This window comes from Marinitoga hydrogenitolerans DSM 16785, from assembly GCF_900129175.1.
Taxonomy (GTDB): domain Bacteria; phylum Thermotogota; class Thermotogae; order Petrotogales; family Petrotogaceae; genus Marinitoga; species Marinitoga hydrogenitolerans.
Window position 1 is genome coordinate 126,958 of record NZ_FQUI01000001.1, and the last position, 22,037, is coordinate 148,994.

Annotated in this window: 15 protein-coding genes; 4 read left to right on the forward strand and 11 right to left on the reverse strand. The window is 27.2% G+C overall.

Annotated features, from left to right (window positions below):
* Positions 1-13: 13 nt before the first annotated feature.
* The 11 genes from BUA62_RS00615 to BUA62_RS00665 all read right to left on the reverse strand — a co-directional run bounded on the left by BUA62_RS00615 (position 14) and on the right by BUA62_RS00665 (position 16,575).
* Entirely contained in the window at positions 14-3,997 is a 3,984-nt protein-coding gene (locus BUA62_RS00615) for a GGDEF domain-containing protein (protein ID WP_072862341.1), read from the reverse strand.
* Positions 3,998-4,015: 18 nt separating this feature from the next.
* Entirely contained in the window at positions 4,016-6,184 is a 2,169-nt protein-coding gene (locus tag BUA62_RS00620; protein ID WP_072862343.1) for a sodium-translocating pyrophosphatase, read from the reverse strand.
* Positions 6,185-6,247: 63 nt separating this feature from the next.
* Positions 6,248-7,339, reverse strand: coding sequence for an HD domain-containing protein (locus tag BUA62_RS00625; RefSeq protein ID WP_072862345.1), 1,092 nt, complete (start codon positions 7,337-7,339; stop codon positions 6,248-6,250).
* A 4-nt stretch (positions 7,340-7,343) separates the two neighbouring features.
* A complete protein-coding gene (holA, locus tag BUA62_RS00630) occupies positions 7,344-8,306 on the reverse strand; it encodes a DNA polymerase III subunit delta (RefSeq protein ID WP_072862347.1) in 963 nt (320 codons plus the stop codon).
* The gene (locus BUA62_RS00635; RefSeq protein WP_143148295.1) at positions 8,281-9,984 is read right to left on the reverse strand and encodes a penicillin-binding transpeptidase domain-containing protein; all 1,704 of its coding nucleotides are present in this window, start codon (positions 9,982-9,984) and stop codon (positions 8,281-8,283) included. The genes holA and BUA62_RS00635 overlap by 26 nt, the downstream gene beginning before the upstream one ends.
* A 4-nt stretch (positions 9,985-9,988) precedes the next feature.
* Positions 9,989-10,264, reverse strand: a complete 276-nt coding sequence (locus tag BUA62_RS00640; RefSeq protein WP_072862351.1) for a hypothetical protein — start codon at positions 10,262-10,264, stop codon at positions 9,989-9,991.
* 14 nt (positions 10,265-10,278) lie between these two features.
* The gene (gene rsmH, locus BUA62_RS00645; RefSeq protein ID WP_072862353.1) at positions 10,279-11,166 is read right to left on the reverse strand and encodes a 16S rRNA (cytosine(1402)-N(4))-methyltransferase RsmH; all 888 of its coding nucleotides are present in this window, start codon (positions 11,164-11,166) and stop codon (positions 10,279-10,281) included.
* Between the two features lie 128 nt (positions 11,167-11,294).
* The gene (locus BUA62_RS00650) at positions 11,295-13,139 is read right to left on the reverse strand and encodes an ABC transporter ATP-binding protein (RefSeq protein WP_072862355.1); all 1,845 of its coding nucleotides are present in this window, start codon (positions 13,137-13,139) and stop codon (positions 11,295-11,297) included.
* Positions 13,136-15,322 (reverse strand): ABC transporter ATP-binding protein, encoded by a 2,187-nt coding sequence (locus BUA62_RS00655; RefSeq protein WP_072862357.1) that lies wholly within the window; start codon positions 15,320-15,322, stop codon positions 13,136-13,138. The genes BUA62_RS00650 and BUA62_RS00655 overlap by 4 nt, the downstream gene beginning before the upstream one ends.
* 1 nt (position 15,323) lies before the next feature.
* Positions 15,324-15,749: a MarR family winged helix-turn-helix transcriptional regulator gene (locus tag BUA62_RS00660; RefSeq protein WP_084670628.1), complete on the reverse strand. Its 426-nt coding sequence runs from the start codon at positions 15,747-15,749 to the stop codon at positions 15,324-15,326.
* A gap of 184 nt (positions 15,750-15,933) precedes the next feature.
* Positions 15,934-16,575 (reverse strand): lactate utilization protein, encoded by a 642-nt coding sequence (locus BUA62_RS00665; RefSeq protein ID WP_072862361.1) that lies wholly within the window; start codon positions 16,573-16,575, stop codon positions 15,934-15,936.
* 178 nt (positions 16,576-16,753) lie between these two features.
* Between BUA62_RS00665 and alr the strand changes: the two genes are divergently transcribed.
* Genes alr through BUA62_RS00685 form a run of 4 tightly spaced genes read left to right on the forward strand, consistent with a single transcriptional unit; the run spans position 16,754 to position 22,034 of the window.
* Positions 16,754-17,860, forward strand: a complete 1,107-nt coding sequence (gene alr / locus BUA62_RS00670; protein ID WP_072862363.1) for an alanine racemase — start codon at positions 16,754-16,756, stop codon at positions 17,858-17,860.
* A 1-nt stretch (position 17,861) separates the two neighbouring features.
* Positions 17,862-18,899, forward strand: a complete 1,038-nt coding sequence (locus BUA62_RS00675; protein ID WP_084670629.1) for a 3'-5' exoribonuclease YhaM family protein — start codon at positions 17,862-17,864, stop codon at positions 18,897-18,899.
* On the forward strand, positions 18,899-21,148 hold the full coding sequence (topA, locus tag BUA62_RS00680; protein WP_072862365.1) for a type I DNA topoisomerase: 2,250 nt from the start codon (positions 18,899-18,901) through the stop codon (positions 21,146-21,148). Before BUA62_RS00675 ends, topA begins: the two co-directional genes overlap by 1 nt.
* Complete coding sequence (locus BUA62_RS00685) at positions 21,138-22,034, forward strand: D-alanine--D-alanine ligase family protein (protein ID WP_072862367.1); 897 nt, start codon at positions 21,138-21,140, stop codon at positions 22,032-22,034. The genes topA and BUA62_RS00685 overlap by 11 nt, the downstream gene beginning before the upstream one ends.
* Positions 22,035-22,037 lie beyond the last annotated feature (3 nt).

Genomic DNA, 22,037 nt, shown 5'->3' on the forward strand with positions numbered 1-22,037 from the left:
TATTAATCTCCTCTCATATAACTTCAACTTGGTTTTTTCCATTATTTTTTGCTCTATAAAGTGCTTTATCTGCATTTTCTATTAATAATTTAAGTCTTGGTTCTTTAATGATTTCCGAAATCGAAGAAACCCCTATACTACATGTAATATTTAATTTTGTTTTTTCTAACAAATCTTTATTTATATCTTTGAGTAATCTTTTAGCTATTTTTTCTGCATCTTCCAAACTGGTATTTGGCAAAATTAATAAAAATTCTTCTCCACCATACCTACAAACCATATCAAAATCTCTTAAATGCTTTTTTAAAGACTTTACTAATTCAACTAAAACCTCATCTCCTTTTTGATGACCATATTTATCGTTTACCTTTTTAAAATCATCTAAATCTATTAACATTATTGAAAAATCAAATTTATACCTTTCATATAATCCATGTAGCTCTTTTAGTTTATTTTCCATATATCTTCTTGTATATGCATTTGTCAAAGGATCTAAAATGCTATGTTCATAATGTGTTATTTTATCTAAAATAGAATATAATACATCCTCAATTATTATTATATTATCTAAAATATCAACCGCATCTTTTTGACTCAGTTCAATATTAGAATTTGATAAATATATATAGTATTTATAATCTTTATAGTCTGAAATATATGATAATTTTAATGGTTTTATAAAAAACTGATCGTTTTTTAAATCCTTTTCATTTTTAAAATTAAAATTATATTCCACCTCATAATCTTTGGTAATTATTCTTATTAATATTTCATTTATAGGATATTTATCCCTTAAAAATTCCCCTATTTTTTCAACTAAATACTTTGGAGAATCTGATTTCAATAATTCAATAATTAAATTATTTATTTTTTCATATGATTTTATTTTGGATATTAAATTATTATAATTATATTTTTCTATGTTGTATTCCATTGAATAAATTTCTTCGTATATAAACATGGGAAGCCTAAATTCTTTCATTAAAAACTTATTTATTTCTTCAAATCTGTTTTTCATCATCAAATCATCATACGTCTTTTGCGCTTTTCTAAGAAATTTCAATGCTTTAAATTTTTCTTTTTTCGTAGTATAAAAATAACCTAACCCTTCATATAGTAAAGCTATAGACAATTTCTTATTTTTAAATTCTTTTATTAATTCTAACACCCATTTTTCAAACTCTTCAGAAAAAGAATAATGTGAAATTTTTTCTGCTGCAGCACTTACCATTTCTTCCTTAAGATAAATTACAGGATTATTTTTAAAAAATAACCATGCATCATAAACGATTTTCTCATCATTTTCAAAGATAATATTATAAAAATTTTGAAAAAATTCATTTTTAACCACTTTGTCTTTATATTTACGATTAGAAAAAAATGGCCTATCTTTTTCAATAAGTGCTTTTAAAATATGAATATTATCCTTAATACCTTCTATGCTATCTTTGAGAAATGGCTTATTTTTAGAATATTCTGTAATTTTTCTTAAATTACTTTCTAAGTTTGCATAATCTTTTGCATAAAGGAAATAATAATTTTTTATATCATTTGCAAATATATAACTATTAAAATCTTTATTTATTTTGGAATATCTTTCAGCTTTATTTATTAAATCAAAAAACTCCTTTATTTCTCCCTTATATAATTTATTATTAGCAATATTTATCAATATTCTATTATATGTTTGATAATCTCCTATTTCTTTTGATATCTCTAAAACTTTCCTGTTATAATATTCTGAAAGATTAGAATTCAAACTTTCATAGAGGATCGCCAGGTTTGCATATACTATCTGTGTTAGTCGTTTATACCTTACTTCCAATGAAATACTTAAAGCATCATTATAATATTTTACAGCTAATTCTGGCAATTCTGTCTCCATTTTTATACCTAACATATTTAAAAGCATACCTTTAATAGTTTTAAATTTATGAAGATTTCGGTGTTTTAAAAATGTTTTTTCAACCATAAAATAATAATCATATACTTCTTCTTTCTCCAATTTAGAGAAATTTAAATTTAAATAATAATAAATATATAAGACCTTTTTATAATCTGTTGTTTCTTTATCATTTATCCACTCGAGTAACTTTTTATTTAATTTATCTTCATCTGAATATTTTAAAAACAAATATGCAATATATTCGTATACTTTGCTATTTTTTATTTTTTCAATATACTCTTTTAAATCATCACTGAACTCATTGAAAAAATATTTTTTAGATAAATATATTGCAATTGTTGAAAGAGGTATATCATCTGTAATATTTTTTATTTCATTAAACCCATAATCTATAAAATTTAAATTTTTCCATTCAAAGATCGATTTTCTCATCTCTTTTATAATCAAAGCTATTGTGCTTTTAATTTTTCTAGCATTTTTTAAATGAAATATCTTCTTTTCAAGAGAAATACTTTTCTTACATAAGTACATATGAATATTTACTTGTTCTTTTATGGATAAACTATTATGAAATAAATCCTGATATATTAAATTGAAAAACCTATACTCATTTCCTTCTTTCAAAAGAATATCTCTCTCAAGTGCATAAATTATAGTATTATCAAAAGATGTTTTAAAATATGTTTCCAAATCCTTGATTTCATTCACTGTAAATTTAAATCCTAACGTCGATAAGTATTTCAAATCCTGTTTTATCTTATCTGGAATGTTGTCAATCTTTTCTTCTGCTAAATCTATTATTTTTTTTACTTTCAATTTTTCAGGGTAAAAAACATATTTTCCATTTTCAATTTTTATTATTTCAAGCATATTTAAATCTTTTATGGTTTGATAAATATTACCCGGATAACCATCAGATAAATTATATATTATATCCACTATTTCTGGATACTTTTTTAAAAAGTCACTTGAAAGGATTATTTTTAACAAAGTTTCTGTCTTTTTTAAGTTGAATGGTTTTAATTCAATATATTCAATATTTTCAAATTCAACTGTTGGAGCAACATGTGACATTAAAACTAAAGAAAATGGAAAATCAAAGTTTTTATTAATTATATCCTCAATAAAATTTTTAAACTTAATATTTATATCCTGATAATCATCTACTATCATTATTAATTTAAAATCCTTTTTCCCTTGTCTCAACAATTCAATAAAATTTAGAAAATAAAATATATTCATACTTTCTGGAACTTTAATATCTCCAGAAAATATATCTTTAACATTCCGTGCTCTAATTATATTGTAGTTTAATTCTTTAAATTTAAATTCCATAAAATCTATTAATCTTGTTTTTCCAATTCTTTGAGGTCCATATATATAAATATGTTTTTTTCCTAGAACTTCTAAAATCCTGTCTCTTTCGCTCTCTCTATTGATAAAATGCGGAATTCTAATTTTATTTTTTTTTAATCTATAATTAAAAGTTTTTAATAAAAATACATATAAATCATGAACACATTCAAAAGAATTGTTTTTTAATGTTTTTACAAACTCTTTCACCAATTCAGTTTTTTCACTCATCAAATTGTATACTGTTGTTGAAAAATTTATTAATAACTCGATTACACCTTCTTCGCTCTTTTTTTTATTTATAATAATATTATCTGATTTTCGAGGTATGAATACCGATGGCATTAAAGTGACATTATTAGTTTCATCAATAAAAATATCTTCTAGATAAATATATGGAATTATTATATTGGTCGAATGAGTTACTCTATCTGTTAAATCATATACTGTATATAAAATATTATAATATTTTTCCTCATCTATATCTATCTCTGTTATTGGTATTTCATTCCAATACTCTGTAAATATACGATATTCTTCATTATCGTATTCTATTTTTTCTGGTAACATCAATCCAAATTCATTTAAAGGTTCTAATGATTTCAATATTTCTAAATATGACTTATAATGAAAAACCGAACTTTCCGTGACTCTTACACGGAAAGTTCTATCATTAATTATTTTTAAATATTCCTTACCAAATAATGTTTCTCTAAAAAAAACCTGAAATTTTTCCAATATAATCGCTCCTAAAATTTAAAATAAATGATATACCTTAAACATTGAAACAGTAATTAAGGAAGTTACCGCCATTATTTTTATTAATATATCAAGAGAAGGTCCCACTGTATCTTTTAAAGGATCTCCAACAGTATCTCCAACAACCGAAGCCTTATGTGCTTCAGAACCTTTACCTTCACCTTCTAAATTACCATTTTCAATATATTTTTTGGCATTGTCCCATGCTCCTCCTGAATTTGCTGTATAAATTGCTAACATAACTCCACTAAATGTAGTTCCAGCTAATAAACCACCAACAAAGTCAACACCAAAAATAAATCCTGAAATCAAAGGTGTTAATACAGCAATCAAGGCGGGAGTCTTCATTTCCTTTAAAGCTCCATCACTACTAATTTTTATACATCTATTATAATCCGGTTTACTCTTACCTTCCATTAAACCAGGTATTTCTCTAAATTGCCTTCTTATTTCCTCAACCATTTTTTCTGCAGCATTCACAACTGCATCTATTAAATACGCACTGAAGAAATATGGTAATGCCGCTCCGAATAATGCACCAGCTATTGTTTTCGGACTAATTAAATTAATATTCAAAAGACTTTTTAAATCCACTTGCATATCAGGATTTATTTGAGAATAAACAAATGAAGCAAACAAAGATAATGCAGCAAATGCAGCCGAACCTATAGCAAATCCTTTACCAATAGCTGCAGTTGTATTACCAACTGAATCAAGAGTGTCTGTTATTTTTCTAACTTCAGGCTCTAATTTTGCCATTTCACTTATCCCACCAGCATTATCAGCTACAGGACCATATGAATCAACTGACACAGTTGCCGCTACAAACGAAAGCATTCCCATTGCTGCCATTGCTACGCCGTACAATCCTGAAAAATAATTAGATATTAAAATTCCAAACATCAACATAAATACTGGATATAAAACACTTTTCATACCAAGAGCCATCCCTTTTGAAATTACAATTGCTGGCCCACCTTTTGCAAATTCCGCCAATTCCTGAGTAGGTCGATATTTGTCGCTAGTATAATATTCAGCTAATAATCCTATTATTATACCAGAAAAAATACCCACCACTGCAGAAAGCCATGGGGAATATACTCCAAAACGAAATCCCATTAATTTTAATTCATCACTTGGTAAGTCTTTCAAATAATATATGCTAAAAATTAATGTAAATATTATTGTTAATCCCGCGGAAGAAAGCAATGACATATTTAATTCTTTATGTGGATTGTTAGAACTTTTTTTGAATATTACATATAATATTCCTATAATAGCTCCTATAAGTCCTAATACTGTAAAAATAATTGGATATGTCGATAATTTATAAGTTGTAATATAAGAAATTTCCTTTACATCCTTTGAAATTAGAAAACTCGCATATAAAACTAGAACAACAGAAGAGATTATAGCTCCAATATAACTTTCCAGTAAATCAGCACCTAATCCTGCGACGTCTCCAACATTATCCCCTACATTATCTGCAATTGTTGCAGGATTTCTAGGGTCATCTTCGGGTAAAGCTAATTCTGTTTTACCAACCAAATCTGCTCCCATATCTGCTGCTTTTGTATATATACCCCCTCCTACTCTGTCAAACATTGCTATAATAGAACATCCAAGAGCATATCCTGATATAGTCATTGCAAAAGGTATATAACTTATACCTAACCAATTTTTTACCACAACTATGCTTTCTTTATTTAATTGACCCCTCCAAATTCCAAAAATTATATAAACCAATATTAATCCCAACAATGCAAATCCAGCAACAGAAAGTCCCATTACACTTCCACCTTGAAAAGCTACTTTAAGTGTTTTTCCCATATTTTTTGTAATTCGAGCTTCATTAGCAACTCTAACATTTGCAATTGTAGCCATTTTCATTCCTATATAACCAGCACTCCCACTCATTACAGCACCTAAAACAAAAGCTATTCCAACATTGATATCTGTTACAACCATTAAAATAATCGCTATAAAAACAACATATATACCTATAGTTCTATATTCATGATTAATAAATGTTTTAGCTCCTTCACGAATAGCTAACGCCACTTCTTTCATTTCATCTGTTCCTTCATCAAGTTTTAATACAGAAAAATAATTAAACATTGCAACTGCTAATGCTATCAATGGCACAATAATAACGTAATATAACATATTGCCCCCCCTTTTTTCATTAGTATTTAATTACTAATATATATTAAGAATTTTTATGTAAATTTAATTAAAAAATGTAATTTTTTCTATTTCATCAATGAGTTCATATATAAAATCAAATTCAAATTTTTTCAATTCTTTTTTCATACTAAAAAAAGCTTCTCTAAATAATATTTGAGAATTTCCCGCTTTAATCTCAATAGCACATTCCAGCATTGCATTAAATAAATCTGATGTACGTACATATCTTCCATATTCTCCTTCAAACGGATTAATCATATAATGCTTAAATCTATTAAAAATTTCTTCAGTGTCTTCATCGCCAATCAACCATTCGTCAATCATTTCCTCTTCAATATTCGATATTATATTTTCTAATCCTTCAACTTTCTTTTTAGTGGGTGTAATCACATCACCGGTAAATGCTTCTGGAAAATCATGTAAAACACTTGCAATTATTATTTCATCTAATAACTGTTTATCTTTATTATTATTTAAATAATAAAATATAATTGAAGATGAAATTACCATAAAAGTATGCGAAGATACTGAGCTTTTTATATTTCTATAATTTTTATTCCATCTATACATAGTTGTCATTCTTGTTGAAGTCTTTAACACGTAATTTAGTATATTTTCTAAATCATTTATATATGGTAATTTTAACCTTAAATCTCTCAATTTTTTTTCTGTTTCTTGCTTGGGAGCCTCGAAATATTCCGGAAATATTCGACTATTGATTTCAATTTCTTTTAGTGATACCATTAAATCAATAAAATTAGCATACCCCTCAAAATTCCTATCGTAATCAGCTTCAAAAAATTGCATAATCTTATTTTCTTTTAACTCGTTATAGCTCTTTTGAAGTACTTTTTCCCAAATTTTTTCATCCTTTTTCAAAATTCTTTTTTTAGTATCTAAAGAAACATCGGATAATATAATTTTCGGCAATTCTTTAAAAATCTTAGCTTTTATATTATTTGAAATAGATAAGTTTTTACCTTTTTTATTTAGAAATTCTATGGCTATCAATTCTAATAAAAGACTATGAAAAACATTATCCGCTTCAGTAAACCTTAATAAAGCCGGTCTGTTATTCCATCTATAAATTGTAAATAAATTCGTTAAATTATATATACTCTTCCCCAAACCCATATTATCACCTACATATATTTTGTATTAAATTCATTAATATTAAATCTGTTTTCTCTCCTGACTTTGCCATTTTATCATACTCCTCTAATTTAATAATAATATTCATTATATCTTTTTTACTATAAAAAAGTGTATGGTTTGCATAAAAATCTTTTTCATTTTTAAACTTTACGCCTAAAAATTTTTTTACCCTCATTTTCGAGACATTTGTTACTTGAGATATTTTTTGAACTTCAGGCCAGCTAAATTTCTTTTTTTGCTCTACACTAATTATAACACGATATAAATCAAAAAAGTATTTAAAAAGATATCCTAATAGAAAAATAATATTAAAATCCTGAGAAGATAATAAATTTTTTGCTACTTCTAAAACCTCTTCTTTTCTTTTAGAGGATAATAAATATGAAAACTTTTCAAAATCTATATTGACATACGAAAATCCAATTTCTTTCACATCTTCTTTTTTTATAAATCCATTAGAATATATAGACATCTTTCTTATCTCTTCAAATAAATAATTATCATTATTTCCATACATCTCCAAAATATATTGAATCGCATCATCTTGTATCTCACTATTAAAAAAACTTGCAATTTCTTTTACATAATCTTTCCATTTTTTTTCTTCCCATGGTTTTGGAAGATTACATTCTATTTGTTTATTAAAATCCGATTTAACTTTTGTATTACTTAATATGATTAATTTTTCTATACTATCCGAATAAAATTCTTTAATAATTTTAGAAATTTCATTCTGTTCTTTTTTATTAAACTTATCAAAATCTTTTATTATTAAAATTTTTTTATCCCCAAATAACGAATTAGATTGCATATTATTTTTAATCTCATTAATTGGATTTTGAGAGTTTGGAGAAATTTTCACAATATTTAATTCTTTTTCATATAGCTGTTTTAATGCCATTTCTTTTTTTATATTAGAATCACCGAATATTAATATTTTTTCCATCTTTTTCATCTCCTAAATACAATATCACATAATCTATTTTATCTATTTCATAAGAAACATTTGGTTTTTGATTTAAAACATAATTTCCTTTACCAGATAAAATTATCCTTTTTTCATCTATTCCTAAAGATTTCAAAATATATAAAGCCTCCGTTAACTTCATACCTTTAAGATTTGGCAAATAACCATCAAAAAATTTTACTCTCTCTGGATATTTAAATTCTTCTAATCTATAAAATATATTTGTAGCAACAGGTGCTGCTACTTCTCCTCCATAATATTCTTTCTTGGGATCATCTATAATCGATACTATTGTATATTTTGGTTTTGATGCCGGGAAAAAACCTACAAATAATGAATAATACTTATCAGAATATCCTTTGCCAGCAATAGCTTTTTGAGCTGTTCCTGTTTTTCCAGCTATTAAAACTCCAGGTTTATACGCCTTTCTGGCAGTTCCTTTAAGCATAGTATATCTTAACCAATCTCTCATTAAATTTGCTATTTCAGGAGAAAATATTTGATAACCCTGACTATCTTTATTTTCTAAAAATGTCGGTTTTATATATTTCCCTTCATTAGCAAAAATATTAAATATTGAAACTAATTGAATAGGTGTAACTCCAATTCCTTGACCTATTGCAATTTGATAAGGTGTTATCTTATACCAACTTTTAGGTTTTTTAAAAACTCCAGAAATCTCTTTTTTAAACTCTATTCCCGTTTTTTCTCCAAATCCCATTTGTTCCAATTTATTATATAACCAATCATTAGAAAAATTTTCTATGATTTTTTGCATTACTTTTACTGCAGCAACATTCGACGAATATGCAATGGCATCTTTTGCATCTATATTGGTAAAATAATGTCCCTCCACCTCACTTATAGTAAAATTTACATCTGGGACTGGTGTAATATTATAGGACAATTCGAATTTTTGATATGGTGAAATCAATCCTTCCTCAAGAGCAATAGAATAAATTATTGGTTTCATCGTAGATCCTGGTTCTATATACCCCATAAACGCCATATTCCAAGGATAATTTGAAACAGCTGCCCGTATTTTTCCTGTTTTTGTTTCCATTATTATCACAGTTCCGCCTTCTGCATTTTGTTCGCTTATCATATCAGACAATTCTTCATAAGCAATCTTTTGCAATTTCAAATCTAGAGATAATTTGATTCTTTCTTTACTGTCTAATAGTCCCATTTCATATAAAAATGGTTCAATTCCATACTCCGTTTTCCCTTTTTCTCCTACATTTTTCCTCAAATCATAAGATGTATTATATATTCTTTCATACGTTTTATAAATTCTCGAATATCTAAGAATACTATCAGGTATGTACGTTTTCAATTCAAGAATATCACTGTATTTTCCTAATAATACATGTGTTTTTTTATAATCTTCTTTTTTTAAAAAACGGTTTAATTGAGACTCTAACTTTTCTAACTTATCTCTTTTTTTTATAGTTTCTAAATCTAACCATACTTCATATATTGTTTTGTCAACAGCAATAATGCGACCTTTTTCGTCTGTTAAGGTCGCTAATTTTTTACTACTTTCATTTATTTTATAACTCTCATTTACCTCATATGATTTCAAAAACAAAACATAGGAAATTAATACGAGATACAGAATAATAATAGTGATAAGTGTTAATCGTCTGCGTAGCACAAAATTAATCTTCCTCCATCACAATAAGTGCCTGTTTATAAAACTCAAGTTCTGTACTAACTGTTTGAATTTTTGTGTGATAGTCTGAAAGCCTCGAATTTAGAACAGAAACGTTATTTTTCAACGTTTGTATTTTGTTGCCAAAATTCAAGGTTGAAATCACAAATCCGATTATAGTAATAATCAAAAAAGAAAAAATTACAAATGTAGCAGAGATACTTTTAACCTGTTGTATCGTTTTTTGGTTTACACCAGGAAAAAACTTTAATTGTTTTTCCATAGTTCAGCCCCCTTTCAAATCCGTTCGGCCACCCTAATTCGAGCACTCCTTGCTCTGGGGTTTTCTTTAATTTCTTCATCAGAAGGTAATATTGGTTTTTTTGTTAAAAGTTTCAACTCTGAATGATTTCTAAAAAAGTTCTTTACTATCTTATCTTCTAGAGAATGAAAAGAAATCACACATATCCTTCCGCCTGTATTTAAAAATTTCGGAAATTTTTCAAGTGCTGTTTTAATATTATTAAATTCACCATTTACTTCTATTCTAATAGCTTGAAATGTTTTTGTCGCAAAATGTCTTTTTCTTCTATATCGCTCTTTTGGCGGTAAAGCTCTTTTTACTGAATTTACTAATTCAAAAGTTGTATTTAACGGTCTAGAATTAACTATACTACGCGCTATTCTTCTCGCAAACTTAAATTCTTCTCCATACTCAAAAATAATTTTAGACAATTTTTCTTCCGAATATTCATTTACAACATTCCATGCTGTAAAATCCGAATCCGGATCCATTCTCATATCAAGTGGTTCGTCTTTCATAAATGTAAATCCTCTATTTTCACCCTTTAATTGGAATGTTGAGACTCCTAAATCCATTAAAAAACCATCTACTTTCTCTATTCCTAAACCATGTAAAACTATGTCTATATCCGTATAAGAAGCTTTAAAAAAATCTATTTTATCCGTTATTTCCTTTAATCTTTTTTCTGCAATTTCAAGAACTTCATAATCTAAATCAACACCTATAATTTTGGCTTTTCCCTTAGTTTTCTCATAAATAGCCTTTATATGACCACCTTCACCCGTTGTACAATCTACATATATACCATCGTCTTTAGTTATTAAAAACTTTAGCACTTCTTCTACCATTACACTTTTATGAAATTCATCATATTTACGCATTCTACACCTCTCAAATCTTTTTTTATAAATTATAGCATATTACATTAAAAATACAAAAGATTTTATCTTTTGTATTAATTTTTATGAAAAAAGGATCCCTTATATAAAAAGGCATCCTTTTATATTTATTATATTTCTTCCGCAAGTTCAAACTGGGCATTATACAAACTCGCATAAAATCCTTTCTTTTTAAGCAATTCATCATGTGTTCCTTGTTCTATAACATCTCCTTCATTCATAACAATTATTAAATCTGCATTTTTTATAGTAGATAATCTATGTGCTATTACAAAACTCGTTCTGTTTTTCATTAACCTTTCCATAGCCTGTTGCACCTTTAACTCTGTTCTTGTATCAACAGAACTTGTAGCTTCATCTAAAATTAAAATTTTAGGATTGGCTAAAAAAGCTCTAGCAATAGTAATTAACTGCTTTTCTCCTTGAGAAATATTATTTATTTCTTCATTAATAACCATATTATATCCCCCAGGTAAAGCGTGAACAAAACTATCTACATGTGCCATTTTTGCAGCTTCTATAACTTCCTCATCCGTTGCATCCAATTTTCCATATCTAATATTTTCCATTATAGTTCCATTAAATAACCATGTATCCTGTAACACCATTCCAAATAATGATCTTAAATCATATCTTGAAAATTCTCGAATATCATAATCATCTATTAAAATTGCTCCATCATTTACATCATAAAATCGCATTAATAATTTTACTAAAGTTGTTTTTCCTGCACCTGTTGGACCTACTATTGCCACAGTCTGTCCAGGATGAATAATTTCCGAAAAGTTCTTTATTACTATTTTTTTCGGATTATATCCAAATTTCACATTTCTAAACTCTACCTTTCCTTTTATTTTCTTTAAATCTATCGTTGTTTTTTTATCTTCTATTTCTTCTTCTTTATCCAAAAATTCAAAAACACGTTCTGCTGAAGCTGCTGTTTGCTGGAATATATTAGAAATATTTGCAACTTGAGCTATCGGCTGTGTAAATGATCTCATATATTGTATAAAAGCTTGTATATCTCCAACCTCTATTATCCTTTTTACTACAAACCAACCTCCCATTACTGCAACTATTACATATCCAAGATTTCCTACAAAATTCATTATAGGCATCATCATACTTGACAAAAATTGAGACTTCCATTCGGACTTATATAACTCATCATTCATAATATTAAACTTTTTTATACTTTTCTCTTCACCATTAAAAGCTTTTACAATAACATGCCCACCATACATTTCTTCTACATGCCCATTAACATGCCCAAGATATTCTTGTCTTTTTTTAAAATATTTTTGAGAATGTTTTATAATAAACATCATTAACCCAGCAGATATAGGTAAAACTATTAATGCTATTAAAGTCATTTGCCAACTAATAGTTATCATCATTATTACAACACCAATAATCATTGTGATTGAAGTAATAATTTGAGATAAACTTTGATTTAATGTTTGTGTTATTGTATCTACATCATTTGTAATTCTCGACAATATTTCACCATGATTTGTACCATCAAAATATTTCAAAGGCATTTTGTGGATTTTTTCCATAATCTCTTTTCTTAAATTATATGTTACTTTCATAGAAATTCCTGACATAAGCCATCCCTGAATATATCCAAACAAAGCACTTAATACATATATGCCAAGAAGTATTATCATTGTATTTGCTATATATGAAAAATCTATTCCTGCCTTACCCATTATTTTTCCCATAACACCTTCAAATATTTTCGTGGTAACCTTTCCAAGAATTTTAGGTCCTACTATAGAAAAAATCGCACTGGCCATAGCAAAGAGTATTGATATTAACAATGTCCATTTATATTGATTCAAATATGCTATTAATCTTTTCATTGTACCTTTAAAATCCTTTGCCTTTTCAACAGGTCCACGCATCATTGGACCTCCACCTGGTCCTCTATTTCCTCTTTGCTCTTTGCTCATGCTAACTCCTCCTCTGATAACTGAGAATAAGCTATTTCTCTATATGTTGAACATGTTTTCATTAATTCCTCATGTGTTCCTTTACCAACTATTTCACCTTCATCTAATACAATAATTTGTTCAGCATTCATAATTGTAGATATTCTTTGAGCAACTATTATTATAGTACTGTTTTTAGTATATTCTTTCATCTTTTTTCTAACAGATAAATCTGTCTTAAAATCAAGCGCAGAAAAACTATCATCAAAAATTAAAATTTTAGGCTTTTTTGCAAGCGCTCTTGCTATAGATAATCTCTGTTTTTGACCACCAGAAAAATTCTTACCTTCTTGAGAAACTTCTTCTTTAAATCGTTTTGGTAGCTTATTAATAAATTCTAGAGACTCTGATACATCTGCAACTTTTTCCATTTCTTCATCTGTTAAATTTTCATTTCCATATTTTATGTTTGATTCAATAGTTCCACTAAACAAAACAGATTTTTGAGGAACATACCCTATATATTTTCTTAACTCATTTTGAGTTAATTCTCTTACATCTATATCATCTATTAAAACCTGTCCCTTATCAACATCATAAAATCTTGGAATTAAATTAATAAGTGTTGATTTCCCTGAACCAGTAGAGCCAATAATAGCTGTTGTTTGACCTGGCATTGCTGTAAAGGTTATATTTTTTAATGCATAATCTTCTCCGCCTGGATATTTAAAATATACATTTTTAAATTCTATTTTACCATTTGGTTTTTTAATATTTTTAGGTTTTTCAGGATCCACTATTGTCGGTTCTACTTCTAAAACCTCCGCAACACGCGATGCAGAAACCGATGCTCTTGGAAATAAAATGAATATCATTGCCATCATTAAAAATGAAAATATTATTTGCATTGCATATTGTATAAATGCCATCATATCTCCAACCTGTAAGTTAAAATTATCTATCTTATGTGTTCCTACCCATACAATCAATAACATTGTTCCATTCATAACAAATAACATTGCAGGCATCAAAAAAGCCATCAATCTGTTTACAAATAAATTTGTTTTTGTCAACTCTTTATTTACTTCATCGAATCTCTTTTTTTCTCTCTCTTGGGTATTGAATGCTCTTATAACCATCATTCCTGTTAGACTTTCTCTTGAAACAAGGTTAAGCTTATCAACTAATTTTTGTATTAATTTAAATTTAGGCAATGCAAATGCAAATATTATCCCTATAAACACCAATAAAGATATTACTGCAACCCCTATTATCCATGACATAGATGGACTTTTATCAAGTGCTCTAATCAAACCACCAACTGCAAGTATTGGTGCATAAAACACTATTCTAATTAAAATAACCATTAAATTTTGTATTTGAGTAATATCATTTGTGGTTCTTGTAATTAATGAAGCTGTTGAAAATTTATCCATTTCTTCTCCAGAAAAATTCTCCACCTTTGAAAAAATTTTCTTTCTTAAATCCTTCGCTAAACCTGCTGCTGTTTTAGAACCTAACAATCCAACAATTATAGCACTTATGACACCAATTAATGTCACTAATAGCATCCATACCCCTGTTTTTAATATATATTTCTTTTGAGAATTATATAAATCTATTCCTAATTTCTCATATTCTGTTTTCACTGACTGAATAAGGGATTGTTTTACCATCTCATCCCCTAATATATTTATTTTTTCATATATGTTATTTGCAAAATCAATTCTTTGATTTAAAGGCAAAAATATCAATAATTTAAATATATCCAATTTTGAGTTTTTATTTATTTTTAAACCTTCAGTTTCTCCTCTTTCTATTGCATTTACTGCAATAAATGATTTAGCTAATATTTTTTCCAGATTTGAATCATTAGAAAAATTTTTCCTTACATAAATATCCTCTTTTTCTAATAATGGATATTGTGATATATATTCATTACTTCCTTTTTTTATGTATGCATAATTTTTTAAAACAAGTTCTTTTTCTGCTTTATCCATAAACATAAATAATCTTTTCATAGTTGTATTAGAAAGTGCTTTTGGTAAGGTATCTTCTATACCACTTTGTTGAATACCAACATTTACTATATCCGACATATAATCCGGCAATGCAAGATTAGTCATCGCTTGAATATATAATAATGCTATCGCTAATATTAAATATAAAGTATATGGCTTTAAATACTTCATTATCTTTAGCATCTTATCTCTCCTCCAAAATATTATTTAATATTTTTAATCCTTCAATAACTTTATCTAAATCATCTTCTGGTACATTTTTCAACATCTCTTCCATTTGCTTTTCAACATTGATATGGCTTTTTTCAGCAATTTCCTTAAATTTTTCTGTTATCTCAACAAAAACTTTTCTTCTATCTTTTTCATCTCTTACCCTTTTCACAAATCCCTGATTTTCCAACCTATCTATAATTCCTGAAACTGTACTATTAGATAATCCCATTTTTTTACTTAAATCGCTAATTTTCATGTTTCCATTCTTCATTAAAACTCCCAATAACATCCATTGAGAATGCGTAAATTGCATATTGTTAAAATGTTCTGACATAAATTTTTTGAAATTTTCTTTTATCTCTTTTATTAAAACAATAATCTCAAAACTTTTATTCAATTGAACCACCTCTTTATAAGAATATTTTTACATAAGAATATTTTTACTCGAATTCATCATCTTAAAAAATTATTTCGCACACGAATATTTCGTGTGCGAAATAATTATAATCTTTAATTATTTACTTTTTGTTACGTTTTTTTAAAATATCTTCAAATATATATTCTAACATAAAGATAATCAGTTATAATCCTAAATCCTCTTTTACTAAAATTATTTTAAATCTCCCAGGATGTCGAACACCACTTTCCACTATAACCCTGTGAATACAAATTCTCTCTGGGGAATTACAATCATCACATTTTCCTGTATAAGTACATGGTGTATCAAAATTTAATCTCTTTGAATTCATAGGTGATATATTTTCAATTCTTTTATTTGCGCTTTCCAAATCAGGAACCACTTTATTCATACCTGCTATAATTATCACATATTTCGGACCAAAAATCATAGGAGCTACTCTTGTACCATTACCATCAAGTTGAACAATTTTTCCATCTTCTGTTATTGCATTTGCGCTGCACAAAAAATAATCTGCTTTAAACATTTCAAAATATATATTTTCTAACTCATCTTTTGACTTAACATTGTATCTATCCAAAAAATTAAAATTTCCATTTCTCAAAAAATCCAATACTCCACATTCTGATAGCGTCAGGCTTCCACCAACAGCAACCATTGAATTCTCTTTCATAATATCTTTTAACAATGGCACAACATCTGTTTTTTTATTAACAAGATAAGCATCATGTTTTTTTCTCTTTAATCTCTCAACAACCTTTTCTCCAAGCTTTTGATATTTCCACTCCCATAGTTCTTCCCTCATTAATTCCCGCCTCCTATAAATAAACATCTGTTTGTAATTTTATTGTATATTATTAAGTCAATATTGTCAAGAACATACTAATTAAAATACAAAACTTTTTCTTTACAGCATATTGTAACTTTTTTTTAACCTTTATCTATTATTATTATATAGCTTTAAATTAAACAGGGGGTGTCCTATGTTTGACAGAAAAACTTTTGTAGAAATAAACATTAATAACTATTTGCACAACCTTCAATTAATAAAAGATAGAAATAAATCAAATATAATTCCTGTTTTGAAGGCTGATGGATACGGCCATGGTGCAATTCAATTATCAAAAGCTGCTTACGATTTTGGAGTAGATTTAATTGCTGTTGCATTTTTAGGGGAAGGAATAGAAATAAAAAAAAATGGGGTTAATATAGAAACACTGGTATTTAATTATGTTACACCAAAATATATAAAAGAAAATATTGAAAATTTTATATATACTATTGGTTCATTGGATCAGTTAGAAGAATTAATAAATTATTTTGGGAAAGATATTAAAAACATTAAACTCCATATAAATATAAATACAGGAATGAACAGAATGGGATTAAATATCAAAGATTTAGACAAAATGATTAAAATAATTAAAGATTATAATTTAAATATACATGGGATATACTCGCATTTTGCAACTGCTGATAATCTGGATGATTTTGTTAAAGAACAATATGAACTTTATATAAATGCTGTAAATTATATAGAAAACGCTAATATAAATATACCCATAAAACACATATCAAATTCCGCAGCTTCTTTATTTTTTCCTGAATATTCTCTGGATTATGTAAGACCTGGCATAGCCACTTATGGTCTTCAACCTTCAGATATAAAAATTGAAAAAAATTTAAAACCTGTATTAACTTGGAAAAGCATCGTTGCAAGAATCGGTATTTTAAAGAAAAACGAAAGTGTAAGTTATGGTAGAACTTTTTTTGCTGATAAAGATATTCCTATTGCAACTATCCCAGTAGGATATGCAGACGGATATTTCAGACAACTTTCAAATAAAGGTTATGTTTTAATCCAAGGTGAAATATGTAATATAATAGGAAGAGTATGTATGGATCAGTTTGTCGTTGAAACGACTAAAATCCCAGAAATTAAATTGGGTGAAGAAGTTGTTTTAATTGGAAAACAAAAAGAAAAACAGCTATATGCTGAAAATTTAGCCAAATTAGCTGGAACTATAAACTATGATATAACGTCAAAAATAACAAAAAGAGTTCCACGCGTTTATATAGAGGAGGCATAAAATGAATAATAATGGTATGAATTTAGGCGACCTTTTAAAAGAAAAAGGTCAATTAACAAATGATTTATTAAGTGAAACTTATATATCTGAATTAAAACCAAATGATTCAAAAGAAATTGAAGGAAAGGTTGTAAGTAAAAGATTGCAAACTACAAGAGATGGAAAAGAATTTTTACTTTTCACTATAAGCGATAAAACTGGAACTTTAAGAGCTATAGATTGGTTCAACGCAAGAGAAAATTCAAAAAATATTAATATTGGTGATGTTATTCGGCTAAAAGGAAAAATCGTAGTTTTTGAAAATCGCTTACAATTAAATGTAGAAAAAAACTATGAAATCTACAAATTAAAAGAAAATGAAATAAACCAGGAAAAATTCATAAAAACATCTTCTAAAAATATCCATCAATTAAAGGATGAATTACAATCATTTATTGAAGTTATAAAAAATCCATATATTAAAGAACTCTTGACATACATTTTTATAAAAGATAAAAAATTTTATACTGAATTTTCCCATGCTCCTGCTGCAATAAATGTACATCATGCATATAAACATGGATTATTAGAGCATACTATCGATGTTGCAAAACTATGTGACTCTATTGCTAAAAATTATATAAATATTGTAAATAAAGATATTCTTATTGCTGGAGCTTTACTTCATGATATTGGTAAAACTAAAGAATATAAGATAACTCCGTCCGGTATAGAAAAAACAGATGCCGGGGAACTAATAGGGCACATTGCAATTGGAATTCACATGGTTTCAGAATATGCAAAAAAAATACATAATTTCCCAAAAGAATTATTAGATGAGATTTTGCATATGGTTGCATCACACCATGGGGAATTAGAATGGGGTAGCCCAATTGTACCTAAAACAATTGAAGCTTTTATTCTTCATTTTGCGGACAATCTAAGCTCAAAAGTTGAACAGGTAAAAAATCATATAGAAGAATCCAATAATCTCAAATGGACTGATTATCATAAAAATCTCGGAAGAAAATTTAAAATAACAAAAATGGAGGACAAATAATGCAAAAAAAAGCTAAAAATGTTGTAATAGTTGAATCACCAGCAAAAGCTAAAACGATAGAAAAATATTTAGGTGCTGACTATACTGTTGTTGCATCTAAAGGGCATATAAGAGACCTACCTCAAAAAAAATTTGGCGTTGATATAGAAAAAGGATTTAATCCCGACTTTGAATTAATGCCTGGAAAGGAAAAGGTCGTTTCTGAATTAAAAAAGGTCACAAAAGGAAAAAAAGTATATCTTGCACCTGATATGGATAGGGAAGGTGAGGCTATTGCATGGCATCTTAGCCATTTACTCAATTTAGACGAAAATGAAAAAAATAGAATTATTTTCTCTGAAATTACGAAAAATACTATATTAGAAGCTATTAATTCTCCTAAAAAAATAGATGATAATAAAGTTGGAGCACAATTAGCCAGAAGAATATTGGATAGAATTGTTGGGTATAAAATTAGTCCAATACTATGGCGTATATTAAAAAATTATAATACAAGTGCTGGAAGGGTTCAATCAGCTGCATTAAAAATTTTAGTTGATAGAGAAAGAGAAATTTTTAGATTTAAACCAAAAGAATTTTATAAAATCTTTTTGAAATATATGGAACAAGAAATACCTTTAGTCAAAATCAATGGAAAAAAATTTAAAAAAGAAAGTATTACAGAAAAAAAGAAAAATGAAATATTAAAAGACTTAGAAAATACAACATATTCAATAGAAAACGTTATAGAAAAAGAAACAAAAAAGAATCCCCCTCAACCTTTTATAACAAGTACATTACAACAAAGCGCTATATCCAAATATGGATGGTCTTCTAAAAAAACCATGCAAATAGCACAAAAATTATATGAAGGTGTTGAAACAAAAGATGGCCCTACTGCTTTTATAACTTATATGAGAACAGATTCTACAAGGATTTCAGAAGAAGCACAAAAAAAAGCTACAAATTATTTAAATGAAAATTTTGGAAAAGAATATATTGGAAATTTCAAAATTAAAAAAACAAAGAAAAAAATCCAAGATGCTCATGAAGCTATTAGACCAACTGATGTATACATGGATCCACAAAAAGCCAAATCTTTAATTTCTGGCGATTTATTAAAACTATATACTTTAATATGGAACAGATTTATGGCATCTCAATCATCGCCATCAAAATATTTAGAAAAAACATATACAATTACAGATAATTCAAAAAAGTATATCTTTGAAGCTACAGGAAAAAAACGTATTTTTGATGGATTTGAAAAATTTTGGAGTGCATCTTTCGGAGAAAAAAAATACGAATTACCCGAAAAGGGAATCTTAAAGCCCATAACATTAAATGCAGAAAAAGATGAAACAAAACCACCTTCAAGATATACAGAAGCATCACTTGTAAAAGAAATGGAATCAAAAGGAATTGGAAGACCTTCTACATATGCAACAATTATCACCACATTATTGAATAGAAAGTATGTTATTAAACAGAAAAATAATCTTTTACCTACATTAGTTGGATTTGTTGTTTCAGACCTGTTAGAAAAAAATTTCCCAGAAATAGTGGATATTAGCTTTACCGCAAAAATGGAAGAAGAGTTAGATAAAGTAGAATCAGGTGAAGTTTTTTGGAAAGATGTTTTAAAAGATTTTTATAGTGAATTTGAAAAATTTTTAATAGAAACAGAGAAAAAAATGAAAGAGAAAGCTTTAGATTTTTATTATAAATCCAATATAAAATGCGAAAAATGTAAAGCTGATATGGAATTACAATTTGGGAGATATGGGTTATATTTAAAATGTCCTAAATGTGATGAAAATAAAGGACTACCAAAAGATGTTTTAGGAGTTACTATTGATAAGATGGTATATATCCCTGAAAACACAATAATTGCTTCAATTGAAAAAGGTAAAGAAGAAAAAACCGGAGAAAAATGTCCTAAATGCGGAGGAGATTTGATTATAAAAAGTGGAAGATTTGGAAAATTTATCGCCTGTTCAAACTACCCAGAATGCAAATATACCGCTCCATTACCTGCACGAGGAAAATGTCCTAAATGTGGAAATACCGTTGGTAAATTAAAAAGTAAAAAAGGTAAAATATATTATAAATGTAATGATTGTGGAGAAATGTTCTGGGATGAACCATCTAATTATAGATGTCCCTCATGTAATGGTCCATTATTTTATAAAAAGAAAAATAAAGAAGAAATGCTATACTGCCCTGAAGAAAAAACTTTTTATAAAGAGAGTGAGTTGGATGAAATATAATATCGCTTTAATATACGGGGGCAATTCTAATGAGCGAGAAATCTCTAAACTCAGTGCAAAAAATGTAGAAAAAGCTTTAAAAAAGCTAAATTATGCTGTTTTAAAATATGATTTAAAAAATGAATTTGATAAATTCTTAGCAATTTATCAAAAAATAGATCTTGTTTTTAATGTTGTTCACGGATTTGAAGGTGAAGATGGTACATTACAAAAAAAATTAGAAGAATTAAATATTAAATATGTTGGTTCAAATTCTATAGTTTCAAAAAATACTTTTGATAAATTAACTTTCATAAAGAATATTGAAGATAATTTTTATGTCCCAAAATATTATTCAACAACAAAATATATAAATCCGCCTTTTTCGTTTCCACTAATAATAAAACCAAGGAAAAGCGGATCAAGTTTAGGTATTCATATATGCCATAATTTGGATGAGTACAAAAAACATTTGAATGAAGAATTAAAAACATATGGGGAAATAATTATTCAAGAATTTATCAACGGAAGAGAGATTTCTGTGAGTATAATAGAAATAAATAAAAAAATTATCGTTCTTCCTATATTGGAAATAAAACCAAAAAAAGAATTTTATGATTTTGAAGCAAAATACACTGAAGGCATGACAGACTTTGAAGTGCCTGCAAAAATAAACAAAAAACTTGAAAATAAAATTATAATGGATTTTAAAAAAATATTTAAAACTATAGGTTTAAAAGATTTTGCAAGAATAGATGCAATTATTAAAGATAATAAATATTATATACTTGAGGCAAATACAATACCAGGATTAACGAAACTAAGCGATTTACCACAATCTGCAAAAGCATACGGTTTATCCTTTGAAAGATTAATAGATATTTTAATAAAAAACAATCTGGGTTGATGA